The organism is Piscicoccus intestinalis NBRC 104926, assembly GCF_001515525.1.
Taxonomy (GTDB): domain Bacteria; phylum Actinomycetota; class Actinomycetes; order Actinomycetales; family Dermatophilaceae; genus Kineosphaera; species Kineosphaera intestinalis.
Map to the genome: position 1 here is coordinate 1 of NZ_BCNQ01000091.1, position 19,383 is coordinate 19,383.

A 19,383-nucleotide genomic window follows, 5' to 3' on the forward strand; every position below is an offset into this window, starting at 1 on the left:
ACGGAGCAGCGGCCCGAGCAGCGGCCCGACACGCGCGCCGAGCAGCCTCGGCCGGAGCCGAAGCGCACGGAGCCGGTCCGCGAGCCGCAGCGCGGCGGCAGCGGCAACGAGCCCGGCCTGTCCGAGCAGGTGCGTCGGGAGCAGGCTCGCGTCGAGTCCGAACGAGGCAGCACCGCAGGGCCCAGCGCGACGCCGGCCGGCTCCACCGGGGCGGTCCGCACCGGAGGGTCCTCCGGCGCGTCCGAGTCGACGCCTGGCTCGTCCGGCAAGCCCGGCGACTCCGGCGCCACCGAGGTTCTTCCCGGCCGTTCGGGGAGCCAGGCCACCGGCCCCCGCCCCGACGGCACCTACGGCGACGGCGACAAGCCCAAGCCCTGACTCATGGCGCCCTGACTCATGGCGTAACGCACAGCCTGAACAGGCTCGTCGACGGCCCGATCCCCGCGGGGGTCGGGCCTTCGTCGCGCTCCGGAGCGCGCGTGTGATCGGGCTCGCCACAAGGGTTCTCGTCCGCATGTGGGGCGAGCCCGCGCCCAGGGGAACGGTCAGACTGCGGTGGTAGCGTGCCGCCCGCCTCGGCACGTTCCCGCCGAGGGAACCCCTCAGGAAAGGCGAGCGATGAAGCTGTCACCTCAGTCCGAGGAGATCGTCAAGGCCACCGCAGGCGTTGTGGCCGAGCATGCCGAGGAGATCACCAAGGTCTTCTATCCGGACATGTTCGAGGCGCACCCGGAGCTGATGCGGGTGTTCAACAAGGCGAACCAGGCGATCGGCGAGCAACCCAAGGCGCTCGCGGCGTCGGTGGTCGCCTACGCGGTCAACCTCATCGATCCCGACGCCCCCGACTTCGGCCCGGTCATGCGCCGGATCGCCCACAAGCACGTGTCGCTGGGGATTCGCGCCCAGGAGTACACGATCGTCGCCCACCACCTGCTCAAGGCCGTCAAGACCGTGCTCGGCGACGCGATCACCCCCGAGGTCGCGGCCGCCTGGGACGAGGTGTACTGGCTCTTCGGCGCCGAGCTCATCGCCGAGGAGGGCATGCTGTACGCCCTCGGCGGCACCGACCCCGCGCACCCGTGGCGCCGGTACCGGGTCGTCGAGCGGTTCGAGGAGAGCGAGGACATCTTCTCGCTCGTGCTGGCTCCGCTCGAGGGCGATGCCCCCGCCTACGAGACGGGTCAGTACGTCGCGATCGCCGTCGACCTGCCGAACGGGGAGCGCCAGCCGCGGCAGTACACGCTGTCCTCGAGCCCCCGCGGCGACCTGCGGGTGACGATTAAGCGGGTGCGCGGCGTCGACGGCCACCCCGACGGCCAGGTCTCGACGTGGCTGTACGACAACGCGATCCCCGGCGTCGTGCTCGACGTCTCCCAGCCCGCCGGCGACCTCGTGCTGCAGGACTCCGACGGCCCGCTCGTGCTCGTCTCGGCGGGCATCGGGATCACCCCGGTCGCGGCGATCCTCGACGAGATCTCCCGCCGCCAGCCTGACCGCACCGTGCGGATCTTCCACGCCGACTCCTCGCACAGCCACCACGCGCTGTACAAGCACCTGCGCCGCCAGGTCGAGTGGATGAGCGACGCCCGGGCGCAGAACTGGTACGAGGAGGGCGCCGAGGAGGCCCCGACGATCTACCCGGCCCGCTCCGGCTTCATGGACCTGTCGGACATCGACGTGCCCGCCGAGGCGACCGTGTTCATGTGCGGCCCGCTGGCGTTCATGCGGTCGGCCCGCGCCGCCCTCATCGAGAAGGGCGTGCAGCCGGAGAAGATCAACTACGAGGTGTTCGGCCCCGACCTGTGGGCGCAGAACCCTGACGCCGCCTGACGCCGCCTGATCGGGAGACCGACCGGCCGGCATGCGAAGGCGGGCTCAGCGGTCGGCACACACTTGTGTGCCGACCGTGCCGGCCACGATCTGCGCGATGTCGGTCAGCGCCCCGATCGCGGCGCGGCCCCCGCGGCCTCCGCGGCCACCGGTGGCGGTGACGAACTCGGCCGCCGCCTGCACCTTCGGGCCCATGGAGCCGGCGGGCAGGGCGAGCGCGTCGAGCTCGGCCGGGGTGACCCGCGCGAGCCGGCGCTGCCGCGGGGTTCCCCAGTCGACGTAGACGCCGTCGACGTCGGTGGCGATGACGAGCAGATCCGCGCCCAGCTCCCGGGCGAGCAGCGCGGAGGCGAGGTCCTTGTCGATGACGGCCTCGACGCCGTGCAGGTCGCCGGCGTCGTCGAAGGCGGTCGGGATGCCGCCGCCGCCCGTGCAGACGACGACGGTGCCGCTCTCGAGCAGCTGGCGGATCGGCCCGATCTCGAAGATCCGCTGCGGGCGCGGGCTCGCGACGACCCGCCGGAATCCGTCGCCGTCGGGCGCGATCGACCAGCCGTGCGAGCGGGCGAGCCGGTCCGCGGTCTCGCGGTCGTAGACCGGGCCGATGGGCTTGGTCGGGTGGTCGAACGCCGGGTCGTCGCGGTCGACCTCGACCTGGGTGAGGATCGTCGCCAGCGGCTGCTCGAGCGGGAGCAGATTGCCCAGCTCCTGCTCGATGACGTAGCCGATCATCGCCTCGGTCTGCGCGCCGAGCACGTCGAGCGGGTAGGGGTCGACGTGCGTGTAGGCGGCCGACTGGAGCGCCAGCAGCCCGACCTGCGGGCCGTTACCGTGGGCGACGACGAGTTCGTTGCCCGCTGCGATGGTGGCGATGCTGCGGCAGGCCGTGCGGATGTTGGCCCGCTGGTTGCCCGCGGTCATCGGCTGGCCGCGCTGCAACAGGGCGTTGCCGCCCAGCGCGATGACGATGCGCATGGTGTCTCCTCGATGTCTCCTGGAGCCGGGGCCGGGCGACCAGCATGACCTACCGCCGACCAGGAGGCCAGCGCTAAGGTTGAGCGGAATAGACTCAAGTTTGAGACGGTTGAACCGGACAAGCAGTCACACCCCCGACCAAGGAGCACCACGACGCCCATGAACCTTCAGCTGACGACCAAGGCCCAGGAGGCCTTCTCGGCGGCCACCCGCAACGCCTCGGCCGCCGGCAACCCCCACGTCGAGCCCGCGCACCTGCTGCTCGCGCTCACCGACCAGCAGGACACCACGACCGGACCGCTGCTCGACGCCTCCGGCAGCTCGATGCAGGCCGCCCGCCAGGCGGCGCAGGCCGAGCTGGCCAAGCTGCCCAGCGCCACCGGCTCCTCGATGACGAGCCCGAGCCTGAGCCGCTCCGGCCTCAACCTCATCGAGCAGGCCCGCCAGGTCATGGAGGCGATGGGCGACACCTACGTCTCCACCGACCACCTGCTGCTCGCCATCGCGCGCACCGGCCTGTTCGGCCTCAACGCCGACGCCATCGACCAGCTCATCCCGCAGATGCGTGGGGGCGCCAAGGTCGACTCCGAAAACCCCGAAGACCAGTTCAACGCGCTCGCCAAGTACGGCTCCGACCTCACCGCGGCCGCCCGCGAGGGCCGGCTCGACCCGGTCATCGGCCGCGACTCCGAGATTCGTCGCGTCGTGCAGGTGCTGAGCCGCCGCACGAAGAACAACCCCGTGCTCATCGGCGAGCCCGGCGTCGGCAAGACCGCCGTCGTCGAGGGTCTGGCCCAGCGCATCGTCGCCGGTGACGTGCCGGAGTCGCTGCGCGACAAGCGCCTCATCGCGCTCGACCTCGGCGCGATGGTCGCCGGCGCGAAGTACCGCGGCGAGTTCGAGGAGCGGCTCAAGGCCGTGCTCGAGGAGATCACCTCCTCCGACGGCAAGGTCATCACGTTCATCGACGAACTGCACACGATCGTGGGCGCCGGGGCGACCGGCGAGGGCTCGATGGACGCGGGCAACATGATCAAGCCGCTGCTGGCCCGCGGCGAGCTGCGCCTCGTCGGCGCAACGACCCTCGATGAGTACCGCAAGCACATCGAGAAGGACGCCGCGCTCGAGCGCCGCTTCCAGCAGGTCTACGTCGGCGAGCCCAGCGTCGAAGACACGATCGCGATCCTGCGTGGCCTGAAGGAGCGTTACGAGGCCCACCACAAGGTGGCCATCGCCGACTCCGCGCTCGTGGCCGCCGCCACGCTGAGCAACCGGTACATCCAGAACCGGCAGCTGCCCGACAAGGCCATCGACCTCGTCGACGAGGCCGCCTCCCGGCTGCGCATGGAGATCGACTCCAGCCCCGTCGAGATCGACGCGCTGCGCCGCCAGGTCGACCGGCTGAAGATGGAGGAGCTGCACCTCGAGCGCGAGACCGACGACGCCTCCCGCGAGCGCCTCGCGCGGCTGCGCAAGGACCTCGCCGACCGCACCGAAGAGTTGGCGGCGCTGACCGGCCGCTGGGAGGCCGAGAAGGCCGGACTCAACCGCGTCGGTGACCTCAAGGCCCGCCTCGACGAGCTGCGCGTGCAGGCCGAGCGGCTGCAGCGCGAGGGCGACTTCGGCGAGGCCTCCCGCCTGCTGTACGGCGAGATCCCCGCGCTGGAGAAGGAACTCGACAAGGCCGACAGCGCCGAGCGCGAGGCCGGCGGCGGCGAGGGCCCGATGGTCAAGGACGAGGTCGGCGCCGACGACATCGCCGACGTCATCAGTTCGTGGACCGGCATCCCCGCCGGGCGCCTGCTCGAGGGGGAGACCGAGAAGCTGCTGCACATGGAGGAATACCTCGGCAAGCGGCTCATCGGGCAGACCGAGGCCGTGCGGGCCGTCTCCGACGCGGTGCGCCGCAGCCGGGCCGGCATCGCCGACCCCGACCGGCCCACCGGCTCGTTCCTGTTCCTCGGCCCGACCGGCGTCGGCAAGACCGAGCTGGCCAAGTCGCTGGCGGACTTCCTCTTCGACGACGAGCGCGCGATGGTGCGCATCGACATGAGCGAGTACTCCGAGCGGCACGCGGTGGCCCGGCTCATCGGCGCCCCGCCCGGCTACGTCGGCTACGACGAGGGCGGCCAGCTCACCGAGGCCGTGCGGCGGCGCCCGTACTCGGTCGTGCTGCTCGACGAGGTCGAGAAGGCCCACCCGGAGACCTTCGACATCCTGCTGCAGGTGCTCGACGACGGGCGCCTGACCGACGGGCAGGGCCGCACGGTCGACTTCCGCAACGTCATCCTCGTCATGACCTCCAACCTCGGCAGCCAGTACCTCATCGACCCCTCGATGAGTCCGCAGGCCAAGCGCGAGGCGGTCATGTCGACGGTGCGCACGGCCTTCAAGCCGGAGTTCCTCAACCGGCTCGACGAGACGGTGATCTTCGAGGCGCTGACCCGGCCGGAGCTGGCGCGGATCGTCGAGCTGCAGGTGCAGGCGCTGTCGCGGCGGCTGTCCGACCGGCGGATCACGTTGGGCGTCACCGAGCCCGCCCGCGAGTGGCTGGCCGACGCCGGCTACGACCCGGCCTACGGCGCCCGGCCGCTGCGCCGCCTCGTGCAGCGCGAGATCGGCGACCGGCTCGCGCAGGCGCTGCTTTCCGGGCAGGTGCGCGACGGCCAGGAGGTGACGGTCTACCTCGATGCCTCCGGCGAGCACCTGACGCTCGTCGAGCCCCCCGTCGAGGCGACCCTGGAGTCGATCCCGCAGGAGTGAGAGACGCGGATACGGCCGCCGTCGACGAGGAGTCGGCGGCGGCCGTCGTCGTGTCCGCAGCGGTGCGTCGGCGTGTCCCCGGACGCCCGGCTCCGAAGGTTATAGCCGAGCGCGGGTCAGGACAGCATGTCGAGGGCGCGGCGGCCGTGGCTGGCGTCGATGTGCTCGCGCATGACGCGGCGGGCGCGCTCGGCGTCGCGCTCGACGACGGCGCCGACGATCCCCTGGTGTTCGGCCGTGATGCGCTCGCGGTCGGCCTGGGTGAGCGGCTCGCGGGTGAGCACGAGGGCGCGGTACCGGTCGGCCTTGTCCCAGAGCCGGTCGAGGGAGTCGACGAGCAGGTCGTTGCCGCACGCGGAGTAGACCGCCCGGTGGAACTCGCGGTGCGCGAGCATCGCCTCGGTGTCGCCGGAGTCGGTGATCGGCTCGAGGCGGGCCAGGGCGTCCGCGATGCGGGTCAGGTCGCGCGACGAGCGACGTTGGGCCGCTAGGCCCGCCGCGAACGGGTCGAGTTGGCGGCGCAGTTCGTAGAGCTGCTCGGCCTCCGCGCGCGTCACCGGGGCGACGTGCGCGTCGCGGTGCGCGGCCAGCTCGATGAGTCCGTCGGCCGACAGCCGCTTGATCGCCTCGCGCAGCGGGGTGGTGCTCACCCCGAGCTCGGCGGCGAGGGCGGCCTGCGGGATGACGCTGCCGGGCTCGAGCTCTCCGGACAGGATGCGCCGGCGCACCTCGACGTAGGCGTACTCGTGCTTGGTCAGCGCGGCCGGGGACACCGGACTCATCGGCTCCTCCTGATGCATCGGTCGCTGCCGTCATCACGGACCTCTCCGATCCTACGGCAGGCCTGGCCGACCGAGCCGTAACCGTTATAACCTGTCGTGCGATGGAGGGATCATTCATGGCCGATAACCGTCCCGGGCGTTCCGACTCCCTGACCCGCAGCGTGCGCGTCGGCGACACCGACTACGTCGTCGCCGACCTGGGGGCGGTGGCGCAGGGAGAGCTGGCGCGCTGGCCGATGGTGCTGCGCATCCTCGCCGAGAACGCCGTGCGCACCGCGGGCGAGGGGCGCGACCACGCCCTGGAGCAGCTGCGGTCGGCCGCGCGCGGGCAGAGCCTGGGCGGTGACATCCCGTTCCTGCCGAGCCGGCTGCTCATGCATGACACGACCGCGACCCCGGCGCTCGTCGACGTGGCCGCGATGCGCGACGCCCTGGCCCGCCGCGGCGTCGACCCGGTCGCGCTCAACCCGACGCTGCCGATCGAGGTGTCCGTCGACCACTCCCTGGCGGTCGAGAGCTTCGCCCGCCCCGACGCACCGCAGACGAACATGCGCGAGGAGATCCGCCGCAACGTCGAGCGCTATCGGTTTCTGCGCTGGGCCGCCGCGACGCTGAGCAACCTGCACGTCAACGCGCCCGGCACCGGCATCATGCACACGATCAACCTCGAGCAGCTCGCCACGGTCGCGACGACGCAGGAGCGCGACGGGCGCACGTGGCTCGTGCCCGACGTCATGGTCGGCACCGACTCCCACACGCCGATGATCAACGGGCTCGGCGTGCTCGGTTGGGGAGTGGGCGGGCTCGAGGCCCAGACGGTGATGTTCGGGCTGCCGATCTCGCTGCGGGTGCCCGACGTCGTCGGCGTGCGCCTGACCGGCTCCCTGCGGCCGGGCGCGACCGCCACCGACCTCGCGCTCACCGTCACCCACCGGCTCCGCGAGATCGGTGTCACCGGCGAGTTCGTCGAGTTCTACGGCCCCGGAGTCGGCACGCTCACCGTCGGGGAGCGCGCGGTCGTCGCCAACATGGCCCCCGAATACGGCGCCACGACAGGCTATTTCCCGATCGACGCGCAGACGGTCGAGTACCTGCGGCGCACCGGTCGGCCGGCCGGGCACGCCGAACTCGTTGAGGCGTATGCGCGGGCCGCCGGCCTGTGGTTCGACGCCGGCGTAGAAGCCGTGGGAGCCGCGAAGGCCGTCGAGCCGGTGTACACGCGCACGATCGACATCGACCTGTCGGCGCTGCGCGCCTCGGCCGCCGGGCCGCGGCGGCCGCAGGACCTGCGCGAGCTCTCGCAGGTGCCCGCCGCGGTGCGGGCCGTCGACGGGGCGGGCGAGCCCACCGGCTCCGGCTCGGGCTCGGTCGTTGGCTCCGGCGCGGGGGAGTTGCCGCGCTACCCGGTCGGCATCGCCGCGATCACGAGCTGCACGAACACCTCCGACCCGCGGCTGCTCATCACCGCGGGGCTGCTCGCCCGCAGGGCCCGCGCGCTCGGGCTGAGCGTGCCGGCGTGGATGAAGACGTCGATGGCGCCCGGCTCCCCGGCGACCACCCGCTATCTCGCGCGCGCCGGGCTCGACGAGGACCTGTCCGCGCTCGGCTTCGACATCGTCGGCTTCGGCTGCACGACGTGCATCGGCAACTCCGGGCCGCTGACCGAGCCGATCGCCGACGTGCTGAGCAGCAAGCATCCGGTCGCCGTGCTCTCGGGCAACCGCAACTTTCCCGGGCGGGTGCACCCGGACCTCGACCTCGGTGTGCTCGTCTCGCCGCCGCTCGTCGTCGCGTACGCAATCGCGGGCGACGCCGAGCGCGACCTGACCCGCGAGCCGGTGGGGCGCACGCCGGCCGGGCGCGAGGTGTTCCTCGACGAGCTGTGGCCGAGCCCGGAGGAGATCGCGGCGGCCGAGGCGCTGGCGGCCGACCCGAGCGACTACCGGGAGGCGTTCGCGGCGGCCGCGGCGAACCCGCTGTGGCACCACATCGAGCCGCCGAGCGGCGAGCTGTTCGAGTGGAGCCCGGCCTCGACGATCCTCGCGCCACCGCCGTTCGCGGACGCCGACGCCGGGTCGCTGCTCGGGGCGTTCACGGCGCGGCCGCTGCTCGTGCTCGGCGACGACGTGACGACCGACCACATCTCGCCGGCCAGCGCGATCCCCGCCGACAGCCTCGCCGGGCGGTTCCTCGTCGAGCGCGGCGAGGACCCGGCCGACCTCAACGTGTTCGCCTCCCGGCGGGGGCAGTGGGAGGTCATGGTGCGCGGCGGGTACTACAACAAGACGCTGCGCAACGCGCTCGCGCCCGACGCCCCGCCCGGGCACACGACGCACTCCCCGAGCGGGGAGGTGCTGACGATCTGGGACGCCGCGCAGCGGTACCGCGCCGAGGGGCAGCCGCTGGTCGTCGTCGCGGGCGAGCGGTACGGCATGGGGTCGTCACGCGACTGGGCGGCCAAGGTGCAGCAGCTGCTCGGCGTGCGGGCCGTGCTCGCCGCCGGGTTCGAGCGCATCCACCGCTCCAACCTCATCGGCATGGGCATCCTGCCGCTGTACGTGCCCGCCGAGCAGCGGGAGCGGCTCGCGGGGTTGCGGCCCGGCGACGTCATCGACGTCGACGCGAAGGTCGAGGCGGTGGGAGTCGGGTCGCCGATCACGGTGACCGTGCGGACCGGGGCCTCGGGTGGCTCGGGGGGCTCGGGTTGCTCGGATGGCTCGGATGGTTCGGGTGACTTGGAGGGCTCGGAGGTGTCGTTCGAGGCGCGGGCCGCGGTGGAGACGCCGCTGGAGGTCGAGTTGCTGCGCGCCGGGGGAGTGATCCCGCTGATCCTCGCGCGGCACCTGCCCTGACACCGCGCCGGAGCCCGCGTCGGCCCCGGCCGTCGGGCCGCCGTCGGGACCCCGTCGGGCCGTCGGTGCCGCCCTCGGTGCTCTCTGTACAAAAGGTGGACGCCGCCTGACCAGCATTCGGACGACGCCTGGGAACGGCGTGGCGAATGCCCTTGTGCCGTGGTCGCGCCCAACGGTGAGACGCACGCCACTGCGCCGCATATCCACAGGTCAGGTAACGGGTGGGCGTGAGAAAGCGATGTCCACAGTGGTCGGCGCACGGCTTGGGGGAAGCTGCATAGGCTGCGCGCACCGACCCGCCGTACACCCTTCCATCGAGGTCCGTCATGTCCCGCAGTGCCCCTCCTTTGTCGACCCCGCGCGCCCGGGGAGCGCGCTCCCGACGCGCCACCGTCGCCACCGTCGGCGCCCTCGTCGCGCTCGGAGGCGGTGGCACCGTGGCCGCCGCCGCGCCCGCCGCTTCCGCGTCGACCGCCACTACCGCGTCGCCCGCGTCGGCCGCGTCGGCCGCGTCGACGACGTCGACCGTGCGGATCCCGTCGGCGTGCCGCGCCACGATGACCGTGGTGCGTCCCGACGGCACGCTGGCGATGGGGGTCGTGCAGGGCGGCAAGGGCACGCTGTACAGCACCGGCCATCGGCTGGCGTACCGCCCCAAGGCCGTCGCCTACCTGGGCAACACGGCGAGCCGCGGGGCCGAGGCCGACCGCTTCTTCATCACCGACTCCGGCGGCCGGATGCACCGCGTGACGGTCTCCCAGCCCACGGGCTCCAAGGCCGTCAACGTCACCGACACGGTTGTGGCAAGCGGTTGGGGCAACGTGCGGCTCATGGTCGCCAGTGGGCCGTACCTGTACGCCGTGACGACCGGCGGCAGCATGCGTCGCTACGCGGTGTCCGCGACGTACGGGCTCACGGCGGCCGGCTCGGTCGGGTCGGCCGGCGCGGGCGGCTGGGGCAGCGTCACCTCGCTGGCCTACGGCGGCTGGTGGCGGCTGCCCGGCGGTGACCGCGCCGAAGACCTCGTCGCGGTGACCCGCAGCGGCGCGCTCCGGGCCTTCGTCGTGCCCCGCAAGGCGCCGGCGAAGGTCACGCAGCGCACTCTTGTGTCATCGGGTTGGGGCAAGTACCGGCACGTCGCCGCCGGGGAGTGCACGAGCGGGCGGTCGCGGGCGCTCGCCGCGGTGCGCGCCAACGGCGAGGTGCACGGCTTCCTCGACGGCAACGGCGACGACCAGTCCGGGGCCGACATCTCCTCGGCCGGTCGGGTCGCCACCGGCTGGCGCGGCACGATCGCCGACTGAGACCGCACGCCGCGCCGGCGGCTGAGGCGCGCGAGAACGGCCGCCCCGCAACGAGGTTCGCGGCGGTCTCGCCCGTCGCAGGTGTGCTGCCGAGAATCCGCGCAGCGTCCAGGTACCGTCGGGAACATGTCGCGTCGACTCGTCGCTCTCGCCGCGTGCGTGGTCTTCGGCACCACGGCGTGCGGCCTGAGCATCACGCCCAAGGAGGACGAACCGACTCCGCAGCAGCGGCTGTCGACCGCCAAGCAGCTCGCGGACTCCGCGACCTCGGTGCACCTCGTCGTGACGTCCCGCGATGTGCCGCAGGACGCCCAGGGCATCCTCGGGTTCGACGGCGTCGGCACCCACACCCCCGCCTTCCAGGGCGTGCTCGACGCCCGGATGGGCGGCATGAGCGCCAAGGTCGACGCCGTCGCGATCGGCCCCGACCTGTGGCTCAAGCTGCCGTTCACGCCGCGGCACGTGAAGACCGACCCGGCGTCGTGGGGGGTGCCGAGCCCGTCGCGGCTGCTGTCGACCGACTCCGGGCTGACCTCGCTCATCACGCACACGACCAACCCGGTCGAGGGCGACCAGAAGCGCGAGGGGCAGGAGGTGCTGCGCACGATCACCGGCACCGTTCCGGGCGACAAGGTGGCGAACATCCTCAACACCGGCGACGCCACCGGCACGTATCAGGTGAGCTACGGCCTCACCGATCCCGACGGAACGCTGCGCAAGGCCTCGATCTCCGGGCCGTTCTTCTCCGGCGCGACCTCGACGTACGACGTCGTCTTCGACCGCTACGGCGAGGCCGTCGATATCAAGGCGCCCTCGTGACCGAGGCGAGTGTCGCGACGCGGCACGAGGTCGCGCGCGGCTCGCGAGGCCTGCTCGGGATCGCCGCGCTCGCGGTCTCGCTTGCGGCCGCCGACACCTACGTCGTCGTGCTCGCGCTGCCTGACATGATGGCCGGCGTCGGCCTGAGCATCGACGACCTGCAGAAGGCCACCCCGGTCATCAGCGGGTTCCTGCTCGGCTACATCGCGGTGCTGCCGCTCATCGGGCGGCTCTCCGACGTCGTGTCGCGGCGGCGCGTGCTGCTGTGGTGCCTGGCGCTGTTCGTCGTCGGCTCGGCGATCACCGCCCTCGCCGTCGACCTGTCGGTGCTGGTCGGCGGCCGCGTCGTGCAGGGCGTCGGCGGAGGCGGTCTCGTGCCGGCGACCCTCGCGCTCGTCGCCGACCTGTGGCCGCCGCACCGGCGCGGCGTGCCCCTCGGCGTCGTCGGCGCCGTGCAGGAGGTGGGCAGCGTGCTCGGCCCGCTGCTCGGGGCCCTCGTGCTCGCCGTCTCCGACTGGCGCGGCATCTTCTGGCTCAACGTGGCCCTCGGGCTGGCGCTCGCCGCCGCCCTGGCCCTCACCTCCCGCCGCGTCCCCCCACCCCCGTCCCCCTCAACGTCCCCGTCAACGTCCCTCCCCACGTCCCCACCCACTTCCCTCAAAACTGCGAGTCGCGGTGAGAACTGCAGTCCGGGTCGCAGTTCTCACCACGACACGCAGTTCTCAGCGACGTTGGGGGGCGTGCTCGGGGTCGGTCTCGGGCTGCTCGGGCTGGCGTTGATCGCGCCGCAGGGGCTCGTCGAGGACGTCGTCTGGGGGCTGCCGTTCGTGCCGTTCGGCGTCGGCGGGCGGCTGGCGACGCCGATCGGGTACACCGCCCTCGCGCTGCTGGCCCTGTGGCTGGTGGCCCACTGCGTCCGCTCGAGACGGGTGCTCGCCCGGCTCGACCTGGTCGGGGCCGCGCTCGTCGCGGTCGTGCTCGGCTCGCTCGTGCTGACGTTCGCCTCCGCCGACCCCGAGCGCGAGGTCGTCGGCCCGCTCGGGCACGTGCTGCTGCCGGTCGGGGCGCTTGCGCTGCTCGTCGCGTTGTGGTGGCACCGGCGCGCCGCCCGCCCGCTCGTGCCGCGCGGCATCGTCACCCGCCGGGTCGCGGCGGGCATGCTCGCCAGCCTCGCGGTCGGCGCCGCGCTCGTCGCGGTCGTCGTCGACGTGCCGGTGCTCGCGCGGCTCACGCTCACCGACTCCCAGACGCAGGCCGCGCTCGTGCTCGTGCGCTTTCTCGTCGCCCTGCCGCTCGGGGCGCTCGTCGGCGGCGCGCTGCTGCGCCGGGTCGGCAACGCGCCCGTCGCGGTCGCCGGGCTGCTCGCCGCGAGCGCCGGACTGGGGGTCATGACGACCTGGGGTCGCGGATCCCTCGCGGAGACGGTGAGCACCACCGTCGTCATGGTCGTCGTCGGCTTCGGGCTCGGGCTGGCGATCGCGCCGGTCAACGCCGCGTTGCTCGACGACGTGCCGCACGACGCCCACGGGGTTGCCAGCTCACTCGTGGTCGTCGCGCGGATGGTCGGCATGGTCGTCGGGCTCGCGCTGCTGACCGCCTTCGGGCTGCGGCGCTTCTACGAGCACGTCGCGACCCTGCCCGACACCCTCGACCCCACCGCCCTGCTCGACGCGGGAGTCGTGCAGGTGCAGACCGTGTTCGCCGGCGCCGCCCTGTGCGCGCTCGCCGGTGCCATCGCCGCCGCCGGCCTCGGGTGGCGCCGGGCCCGCTGAGGCCCGCTGAGGCCCGCTACGTGTGCGTCAGGCCGGGCTCACGGGCCAGGTCTCCAGGCGCCAGGCGGCGTCCCAGAACATCCACTCGTACTGCGAGGAGCGCACGAACGCGGCGGACATGGCGGCGCGCACTCCGTCGTCGGCGGCGTCGGCGAGGGCGTCGACGATGCGCCGGGCGTGGGCGGTGGAGGCGGCGAACTCGGGGTCGCCGTACGCGCTGATCCAGTCGCCGTACGGGTGGGCCGACAGGTCGCCGACGGCGGCCTTGAGCCGGGTGCCGACGTCGTCGTAGATCCAGAAACACGGCAGCACCCCGGCGGCCAGCGCGGGGTAGCAGCCGCGGGTCGACAGCGTCAGCAGGTGCCCGGTGTAGGCCGCGCACGTCGGAGACTGTTCGCCGAGGTCACCCAGGCCGTTCGCCACGTGCGCGGCGTGCAACTCGCGCTCGACGACGACGGTCTGCCGGGCCGACTCCGCCCAGAACACCAGGTCGTCGGCGTCGGGGGACTGGGCGGCGCACGCGGCGAGCGCGCGCCCGTAATCAGCCAGGTAGAGGGCGTCCTGGGTCATGTAGTAACCGAACCGCTCGGTGTCCAGGCTGCCGTCGCGCAGCCCGGTCAGGAGCGGCAGGGCGTCGATCGCCTCCCGAATCGGCGCGATCGCCTGCCACAGGTCGTCACTGAACGTCATCGTTCGGCCTCCGTTCGTCGGCAGCGGATCTGCCGGGTGCTCAGGTGCCGGCCGCGACCCCGCGCAGAGCGTCGTCGGACAGGCGGTAGACGAGTTGGTCGTGCAGGTGCCGGGCGCCCATCGCCTCGTAGAACGAGATTGTGCTCGCGTTCCACGTCGCGACGTTCCACTCCAGGCGGGGGTACCCCAGCCGCGCGCATTCCCGCGCGAGCGCGGTCATGAGCCCGACTCCCAGGCCGCGACCGCGGTAGGCCTCCTCGATGAACAGGTCCTCGAGCCAGATGCCGCGTCGCCCGGTCCACGTGGAGAACGACGTGAACCAGATCGCCATGCCGACGACGCGGTCGTCGGCCTCCGCGACGTGCGCGTGCACGGGCGCGGAGTCGTCGCGCGGGAACAGCGCGGACGACAGGTCGGCCTCCGTGAGCACCGCGTCCTCCAGGTGGCCCTGGAAGTCCGCGAGCTGGCGGATGAGTCGGACGAGGTCGGGCACGTCGGCGGCCGTGGCGGGTCGGATCACGCGAGCAAACCTAGCGGTCCGCGCGGGTGTGGTGGCCCTTACCTCGGCCGATGCCCGCGCGGGCCGGTGCGCGGGTGCTCAGGCACGGGTGCTCAGGCGCCGGCTCAGGCGAGGTCGACGAGCACCGGGGCGTGGTCGCTGGCGCCCTTGCCCTTGCGCTCCTCCCGGTCGATCTGCGCGCCCTGCACGCGGGCGGTGAGCGCGGGGGAGCCGAGCGCGAAGTCGATGCGCATGCCCTGGCGCTTCGGGAAGCGCAGCTGGGTGTAGTCCCAGTACGTGTACACGCCCGGGCCGGGTTGGTAGGGGCGCACGACGTCGGCGAACCCCGCGTCGACGACCCCCGCGAACGCGGCCCGCTCCGGCGGCGAGGTGTGCGTCTTGCCCTCGTAGAACTGCGGCGACCACACGTCCTCGTCGAACGGTGCGACGTTCCAGTCGCCCATGAGCACGATCTGCGCGGTCGGGTCGTCGGCGAGCCAGTCGCGGCCGGTGCTCGCGAGCCGCTGGAGCCAGTCGAGCTTGTAACGCAGGTGCGGGTGGCCGAGCTCGCGGCCGTTCGGCACGTACAGCGACCAGACGCGCACGTCACCGCAGGTGGCGCCGATCGCGCGGGCCTCCGCGACCGGATCGGGCTCCCCCCAGGTCGGCATGCCCTCGAAGCCGACCTGCACGTCGGTCAGCCCGACCCGCGAGACGATCGCGACCCCGTTCCACTGGTTGAGACCGTGCGCGGCCACCTCGTAGCCGGCCTGCTCGAACGGCAGCAACGGAAACTGGTCGTCGCGGCACTTGGTCTCCTGCAGCGCGAGCACGTCGAGGTCGTGCCGCTCCAGCAGCGCGACGGCCCGGTCGACCCGGGAGCGGATGGAGTTGCAGTTCCACGTGGCGATCCTCACGGCCTCACCCTACGAAGGCCACCACCAACCCGACCGAAGGCTGGTCGGATGAGTACTTCTGCGGGTTCGGTGGGCGGGTGGCGCGTCTACCGTTGCCGAATGGCACAGCAGGCAGCATCCGACGACGGAGCCGGGCCGCCCGCCGAGCGCGCCGACCTGCCCGACCCGCCCGGCGACCGGGCCGACCCACCGGTCGAGCGTGCCGACCCGCCCCAGCCGCCGACCGTGGGCGTGACGGGCAGCGGACCGGTCGGCATGTCCGCGAACCCGAGCACCGCGCTCGAGCACGTCTGGCACAGCGGTGGGCTGCGCACGCTGCGGCGGGCGTCGCTGCGCGCGGGCGCCAAGGCGCTGTCGGGCGCCTACTCGCTGTACAAGATCCACCCCGCCCTGTGGCGCCTGACCGCCACTCACTACTCGCCGCGCATGGGCGAGCTGGCCCGGCTCCACGCGTGGATGACGTGCCAGATGGCCAATCTGCACGTGCCCGCCTACCAGCGTCACCTCGACGAGCACGAGTTCACGTTCCGCTGGTGGGATCTCGACGCGTTCCCGACCACCTCGAAAGACTCCTACGTGCGCCGCCACGGGGAGGCCGACCGCTGCTGGCACGGGCGGCTGCGCACCCGCGGCACGATCGTCGACGAATCCTCCGGCAGCTCCGGCACGCCGTTCAACTGGGTGCGCGGCCGCGACGAGCTGGCCGACATCCACCGCAACGTCGCGGGCTTCACGTCGCTGGCGCACCGCGGGCAGGGGCCGCTGTTCGTCATCAACGCGTACTCGATGGGCGCGTGGGCCACCGGCACGAACACCGGCATCGCGATGGCCAAGATCGCCATGGTGAAGAACACCGGGCCCGACCTGGCCAAGATCGTCGACACCCTCGAGCACTTCGGCCCGGGCTTCACCTACCTCGTCACCGCCTACCCGCCGTTCCTCAAAGACCTGCGCGACGTGCTCGACGCCCGCGGCTTCGACTGGTCGGCCTACCGGCTCCACGGGCTCGTCGGCGGCGAGGCGATGACCGAGGGTCTACGCGACTACTGCGAGCAACGCTTCGCGAGCGTGCGCTCCGGCTACGGCGCGAGCGACCTGACGATCGGCATCGGCGGGGAGACCGACCTCACCGTCTGGCTCCGCAAACAATTGTTGGCGGACGAGGAGCTGCGGGAGGCGGTGCTCGGGCCCGGCGAGGCCCGCACGCCGATGATCTTCCAGTACAACCCGCTGGAGACCTACCTCGAACTGAGCCCGGACGACGAGCTCATCTGCACGCTGACGTCGACGAAGGTGCTCGCGCCCAAGCTGCGCTACAACATCGGCGACGAGGCGCGGCTGCTGCCCTACGACGAACTGCAGCGCATCGTCGGTGGCCGTGCGGAGTGGGCCCAGGGCGCCGCGGCCGCGTCCGCACGCGAACGGATGCGGCTGCCGATGCTGTTCGTCTACGGCCGGGCCGACGCGACGATCTCGTTCATGGGGGCCAACATCTACCCCCAGGACATCGAGAACGGTCTCTACGCCGACGAGGGCGCCGCCGCGAGCATCGCCGCCTTCACCCTCGCCCTCGAGGACTGCGGGCCCGACGCCGGAGCCGGTGCGACCGGCATCCACCAACAGCCGGTCGTGCACGTCGAACTGCGCGAGGACCACGACCTCGACGAGACGGCCCGCCGGCGCCTGGCGGCGTCGTGCCGGGACGGCATCATCGACTACCTCACGCGCGTGAGTCGGGACTTCGCGCAGTCGCTCGAGGAGAGCGAACGCAGCGCCGACCTTCGCGTCAGGCTGCACGAGCCGGGCACCGGGCCGTTCGCGGACGCCGGCGGCCGCATCAAACGGGTCTACCTGCACCCCGGCGGCACGTCGTGAGCCGCGACCTGTTCGCGTTCGCGGAGGCCGAAGCGGTCTTCGTCGGCGCCACCCGGTACCGCGGCCCCGGCCGCTGGCTCGCGTTGGCTCCGCGGTGGCGGGCGATGACCGCCCAGATGCGGCGGCTCCCCGGCTACCGCGCGCACCGCGTCTACTACACCCGCCCGTTCGTGCTCGGCACGATCGGCGCCTTCGCCACCCGCGACGACCTGCTGCGATTCGCCCGCACCGGCGAGCACCGCGCGCTCATGGAGTGGGTCACCGACGGCACCCGCAACGCGACCGGCGGCTACATCCGCCTCTTCGAGGCCGTCGACTCGCCCTTCGACCCGCCCGTCGAACTGCCCGCCGACCTCGAGGAGACGACATGAGGACCCGCGACTTCTCCCGCGCGCCGCGGATGGCGCAGGCGAATGCGATGTTCACCGGCGGCAACCGGTACGCCTCGGTGTGGGCGCTGGCCTCGACCGTGCCGCGGTGGCGGCGGATGGTCGCCGACATGCGCCGGATGCGCGGCTACTGCGCGCACAAGATCTACTACGAGCCGCCGCTGACGCTCGGGGTGCTCGCGTGGTTCGAGTCGATGGACGACCTGCTGCTGTTCGCGCGCACCGGCGAACATCGCTGGTTCATGGAGTGGGCCACCGACACCTCGCACGCAACCGCCGGCTTCATCCGCATGTACCGGGCCGACCCGCACGGCTACAGCAACGGTGTGTGGCGCGCCGAGGACCAGGCCATGGGCCTCGACGAGCGCTTCACCCCGCTGTCACGCGAGAGCCAGGGCCCGCCGGTCCTCCGCCGCCGGCGCACCCGCGCGACCCCGTGACCGGCGTGGGAGCCGGAGCCGGTGGGTCAGGCCTGCGCGTCGAGCTGGTGCGCACCCGCGCGGACCTGCGTGAGTTCGTCGCGTCGCCGCTGCGCACGCACCCGAGCGAGCTCTCCGTGCCGCTGCTGCGGTCGGTCATCGGGCGCTGGCACCGCGACCCGGGGGTCGAGCTGTGGCTCGCGCGCGACGGCCGTGGAACGGTGCTGGGGCGCTCGACGACCCACGAGGACGCCCGCATGAGCGAGCGCATGGGCGGTCGCACGCTGCTCGTCGGCGCCGTCGAGGCGGCCACCCCGGCCGCGCTCGCCGCGCTCCTGCGATTCGCCCGCGAGCGTGCCGAGGCGGCCGGCGCGACCCGGCTCCTGGGGCCGGTGTCGTTGCTGCCCAACCAGACCGGCGGCGTCATCACCTCGGGTTGGCACGAGCGCGGGTTCGTCGACTCGCCGTGGAACCCGCCGTGGTACGTCGACGAGTGGGAGCGGGCCGGGTTCGAGCGCTGCTTCACCGGCTCCACGTGGATCTGCGAGAACCTGTCCGGCCTCGACCCCGAGACGCTCTTCGGCGGCCCGGTCGATCCGCGGGTGCGGGTGCGGCACGCCACCCGGCGCGGCCTGAGCGAGCAGGTGCCGATGCTGCGCGACCTGCTCAACCGCAGCTTCGCCGGCCTCGACTACTACACGCACATCGACGAGCGGCAGATGGCCGACGCCACCGACGGCCTCGCACACCTGCTCGACGAGCGGCTCGCGCTGTGGGCCGAGGTCGACGGGCGGCCGGCGGCGTTCATGCTCGTCGTGCTCGACCTGTCGGAGTTCGTCATGTCCACCGGGGGACGGCTCGCGGCGCCGGACGCCGCCCGGCTGCTGCTGACCCGCAGGCGGTACCGCCGCGACGCCGTGCTCGTCGTCAAGGGCACGGTGCCGGAGCACCAGGGGCGCGGCCTCATGCGGGTGCTCTCGGGCGAGCTGCTGCGCGGGCTGCGGGCCGGCGGGTACCGCACGCTGCGCTCGACGTTCGTCGGCGACGACAACCCGGCGTCGGCGGCCCAATACGTGCGGATGGGCGGACGGCCGCTGCACACGACGACGTTCTACCGGCAGGTGCTCTCGTGAGCGCCCCCCGGGCCGACGCCGCGTGGATCGCCGACCTGCGCCGGGCCCAGCCGTGGTGGGAGCGGGCGCCCAGCGCGCACAACACCCAGCCGTGGACGCTGCACGTCGACGCTGCGCGCGTGCACCTGGGTTGGGAGGCCGAGCGCACCCTGCCCGTCACCGACCCCACCGGCCGCGACCTGCGGCTCTCGCTGGGCTGCCTCGCGGAGGCGGTGCGGCTCGTGCTCGCCGACCCTGTCCACGGCGGGCACGACGTCGGGGTGCGCTGGCGCTGGGAGGAGGGCACGCGGCGCGCCGCGACCTTCGAGCGGCTCGGGGAGTCGGGGCCGGCGCGTGTGGTCGACGCTGGCTCCGACCTCGGCGC

General features: G+C 72.9%; 15 protein-coding genes and 2 pseudogenes. 12 read left to right on the forward strand and 5 right to left on the reverse strand.

What is annotated here, in order from left to right; translation table 11 throughout:
• Positions 1–378, forward strand: a pseudogene (locus PINTE_RS23285) (hypothetical protein); the annotation flags it as partial.
• A gap of 240 nt (positions 379–618) precedes the next feature.
• A complete protein-coding gene (locus tag PINTE_RS14150; RefSeq protein WP_068431928.1) occupies positions 619–1,830 on the forward strand; it encodes a globin domain-containing protein in 1,212 nt (403 codons plus the stop codon).
• 45 nt (positions 1,831–1,875) lie between these two features.
• On the opposite strand, the gene arcC is transcribed toward PINTE_RS14150, so the two are convergent.
• On the reverse strand, positions 1,876–2,805 hold the full coding sequence (arcC, locus tag PINTE_RS14155; RefSeq protein ID WP_068431931.1) for a carbamate kinase: 930 nt from the start codon (positions 2,803–2,805) through the stop codon (positions 1,876–1,878).
• 159 nt (positions 2,806–2,964) lie between these two features.
• Between arcC and clpB the strand changes: the two genes are divergently transcribed.
• Entirely contained in the window at positions 2,965–5,568 is a 2,604-nt protein-coding gene (gene clpB, locus PINTE_RS14160; protein WP_068431934.1) for an ATP-dependent chaperone ClpB, read from the forward strand.
• A 116-nt stretch (positions 5,569–5,684) separates the two neighbouring features.
• Here the strand turns inward: clpB and PINTE_RS14165 are convergent, their stop codons facing one another.
• Complete coding sequence (locus PINTE_RS14165; RefSeq protein ID WP_068431962.1) at positions 5,685–6,350, reverse strand: GntR family transcriptional regulator; 666 nt, start codon at positions 6,348–6,350, stop codon at positions 5,685–5,687.
• A gap of 116 nt (positions 6,351–6,466) precedes the next feature.
• Here PINTE_RS14165 and acnA point away from each other — a divergent pair, with 116 nt between their 5' ends.
• The 4 genes from acnA (at position 6,467) to PINTE_RS14185 (ending at position 13,097) form a co-directional block, all read left to right on the forward strand.
• Positions 6,467–9,202 carry an aconitate hydratase AcnA gene (gene acnA, locus PINTE_RS14170; protein WP_068431937.1) on the forward strand — a complete coding sequence of 912 codons (2,736 nt, stop codon included), beginning with the start codon at positions 6,467–6,469 and terminating at the stop codon, positions 9,200–9,202.
• A 326-nt stretch (positions 9,203–9,528) separates the two neighbouring features.
• Complete coding sequence (locus PINTE_RS14175) at positions 9,529–10,506, forward strand: hypothetical protein (protein ID WP_157087257.1); 978 nt, start codon at positions 9,529–9,531, stop codon at positions 10,504–10,506.
• A gap of 126 nt (positions 10,507–10,632) precedes the next feature.
• Complete coding sequence (locus tag PINTE_RS14180) at positions 10,633–11,325, forward strand: LppX_LprAFG lipoprotein (protein ID WP_068431943.1); 693 nt, start codon at positions 10,633–10,635, stop codon at positions 11,323–11,325.
• Entirely contained in the window at positions 11,322–13,097 is a 1,776-nt protein-coding gene (locus PINTE_RS14185) for an MFS transporter (protein ID WP_068431945.1), read from the forward strand. The genes PINTE_RS14180 and PINTE_RS14185 overlap by 4 nt, the downstream gene beginning before the upstream one ends.
• Positions 13,098–13,124: 27 nt before the next feature.
• Here PINTE_RS14185 and PINTE_RS14190 read toward each other — a convergent pair whose 3' ends face one another.
• The 3 genes from PINTE_RS14190 to PINTE_RS14200 all read right to left on the reverse strand — a co-directional run bounded on the left by PINTE_RS14190 (position 13,125) and on the right by PINTE_RS14200 (position 15,203).
• Positions 13,125–13,787, reverse strand: a complete 663-nt coding sequence (locus PINTE_RS14190) for a TenA family protein (RefSeq protein WP_068431948.1) — start codon at positions 13,785–13,787, stop codon at positions 13,125–13,127.
• Between the two features lie 40 nt (positions 13,788–13,827).
• Positions 13,828–14,307 carry a GNAT family N-acetyltransferase gene (locus tag PINTE_RS14195; RefSeq protein ID WP_068431951.1) on the reverse strand — a complete coding sequence of 160 codons (480 nt, stop codon included), beginning with the start codon at positions 14,305–14,307 and terminating at the stop codon, positions 13,828–13,830.
• Positions 14,308–14,411: 104 nt separating this feature from the next.
• Positions 14,412–15,203, reverse strand: a complete 792-nt coding sequence (locus tag PINTE_RS14200) for an exodeoxyribonuclease III (RefSeq protein WP_068431954.1) — start codon at positions 15,201–15,203, stop codon at positions 14,412–14,414.
• Positions 15,204–15,302: 99 nt separating this feature from the next.
• Between PINTE_RS14200 and PINTE_RS14205 the strand changes: the two genes are divergently transcribed.
• The 5 genes and pseudogenes from PINTE_RS14205 to PINTE_RS14225 form a co-directional block, all read left to right on the forward strand.
• Positions 15,303–17,078: a phenylacetate--CoA ligase family protein gene (locus PINTE_RS14205; RefSeq protein WP_245642954.1), complete on the forward strand. Its 1,776-nt coding sequence runs from the start codon at positions 15,303–15,305 to the stop codon at positions 17,076–17,078.
• Complete coding sequence (locus PINTE_RS14210; RefSeq protein WP_068431957.1) at positions 17,075–17,449, forward strand: hypothetical protein; 375 nt, start codon at positions 17,075–17,077, stop codon at positions 17,447–17,449. The genes PINTE_RS14205 and PINTE_RS14210 overlap by 4 nt, the downstream gene beginning before the upstream one ends.
• Complete coding sequence (locus PINTE_RS14215) at positions 17,446–17,907, forward strand: hypothetical protein (protein WP_068431959.1); 462 nt, start codon at positions 17,446–17,448, stop codon at positions 17,905–17,907. Before PINTE_RS14210 ends, PINTE_RS14215 begins: the two co-directional genes overlap by 4 nt.
• Positions 17,904–19,019, forward strand: coding sequence for a GNAT family N-acetyltransferase (locus PINTE_RS14220; protein ID WP_245642955.1), 1,116 nt, complete (start codon positions 17,904–17,906; stop codon positions 19,017–19,019). Before PINTE_RS14215 ends, PINTE_RS14220 begins: the two co-directional genes overlap by 4 nt.
• Positions 19,016–19,383, forward strand: a pseudogene (locus PINTE_RS14225) (hypothetical protein); the annotation flags it as partial. The gene PINTE_RS14220 and the pseudogene PINTE_RS14225, both read left to right, overlap by 4 nt.

Excerpts from the sequence above, each read along its gene's own strand:
- PINTE_RS14150 (WP_068431928.1), top strand. The coding sequence starts at position 619 with ATGAAGCTGTCACCTCAGTCCGAGGAGATCGTCAAGGCCACCGCAGGC.
- PINTE_RS14180 (WP_068431943.1), top strand. The coding sequence starts at position 10,633 with ATGTCGCGTCGACTCGTCGCTCTCGCCGCGTGCGTGGTCTTCGGCACC.
- PINTE_RS14175 (WP_157087257.1), top strand. The coding sequence starts at position 9,529 with ATGTCCCGCAGTGCCCCTCCTTTGTCGACCCCGCGCGCCCGGGGAGCG.
- PINTE_RS14205 (WP_245642954.1), top strand. The coding sequence starts at position 15,303 with ATGGCACAGCAGGCAGCATCCGACGACGGAGCCGGGCCGCCCGCCGAG.
- arcC (WP_068431931.1), bottom strand. The coding sequence starts at position 2,805 with ATGCGCATCGTCATCGCGCTGGGCGGCAACGCCCTGTTGCAGCGCGGC.
- PINTE_RS14165 (WP_068431962.1), bottom strand. The coding sequence starts at position 6,350 with ATGAGTCCGGTGTCCCCGGCCGCGCTGACCAAGCACGAGTACGCCTAC.
- acnA (WP_068431937.1), top strand. The coding sequence starts at position 6,467 with ATGGCCGATAACCGTCCCGGGCGTTCCGACTCCCTGACCCGCAGCGTG.
- PINTE_RS14190 (WP_068431948.1), bottom strand. The coding sequence starts at position 13,787 with ATGACGTTCAGTGACGACCTGTGGCAGGCGATCGCGCCGATTCGGGAG.
- PINTE_RS14215 (WP_068431959.1), top strand. The coding sequence starts at position 17,446 with ATGAGGACCCGCGACTTCTCCCGCGCGCCGCGGATGGCGCAGGCGAAT.
- clpB (WP_068431934.1), top strand. The coding sequence starts at position 2,965 with ATGAACCTTCAGCTGACGACCAAGGCCCAGGAGGCCTTCTCGGCGGCC.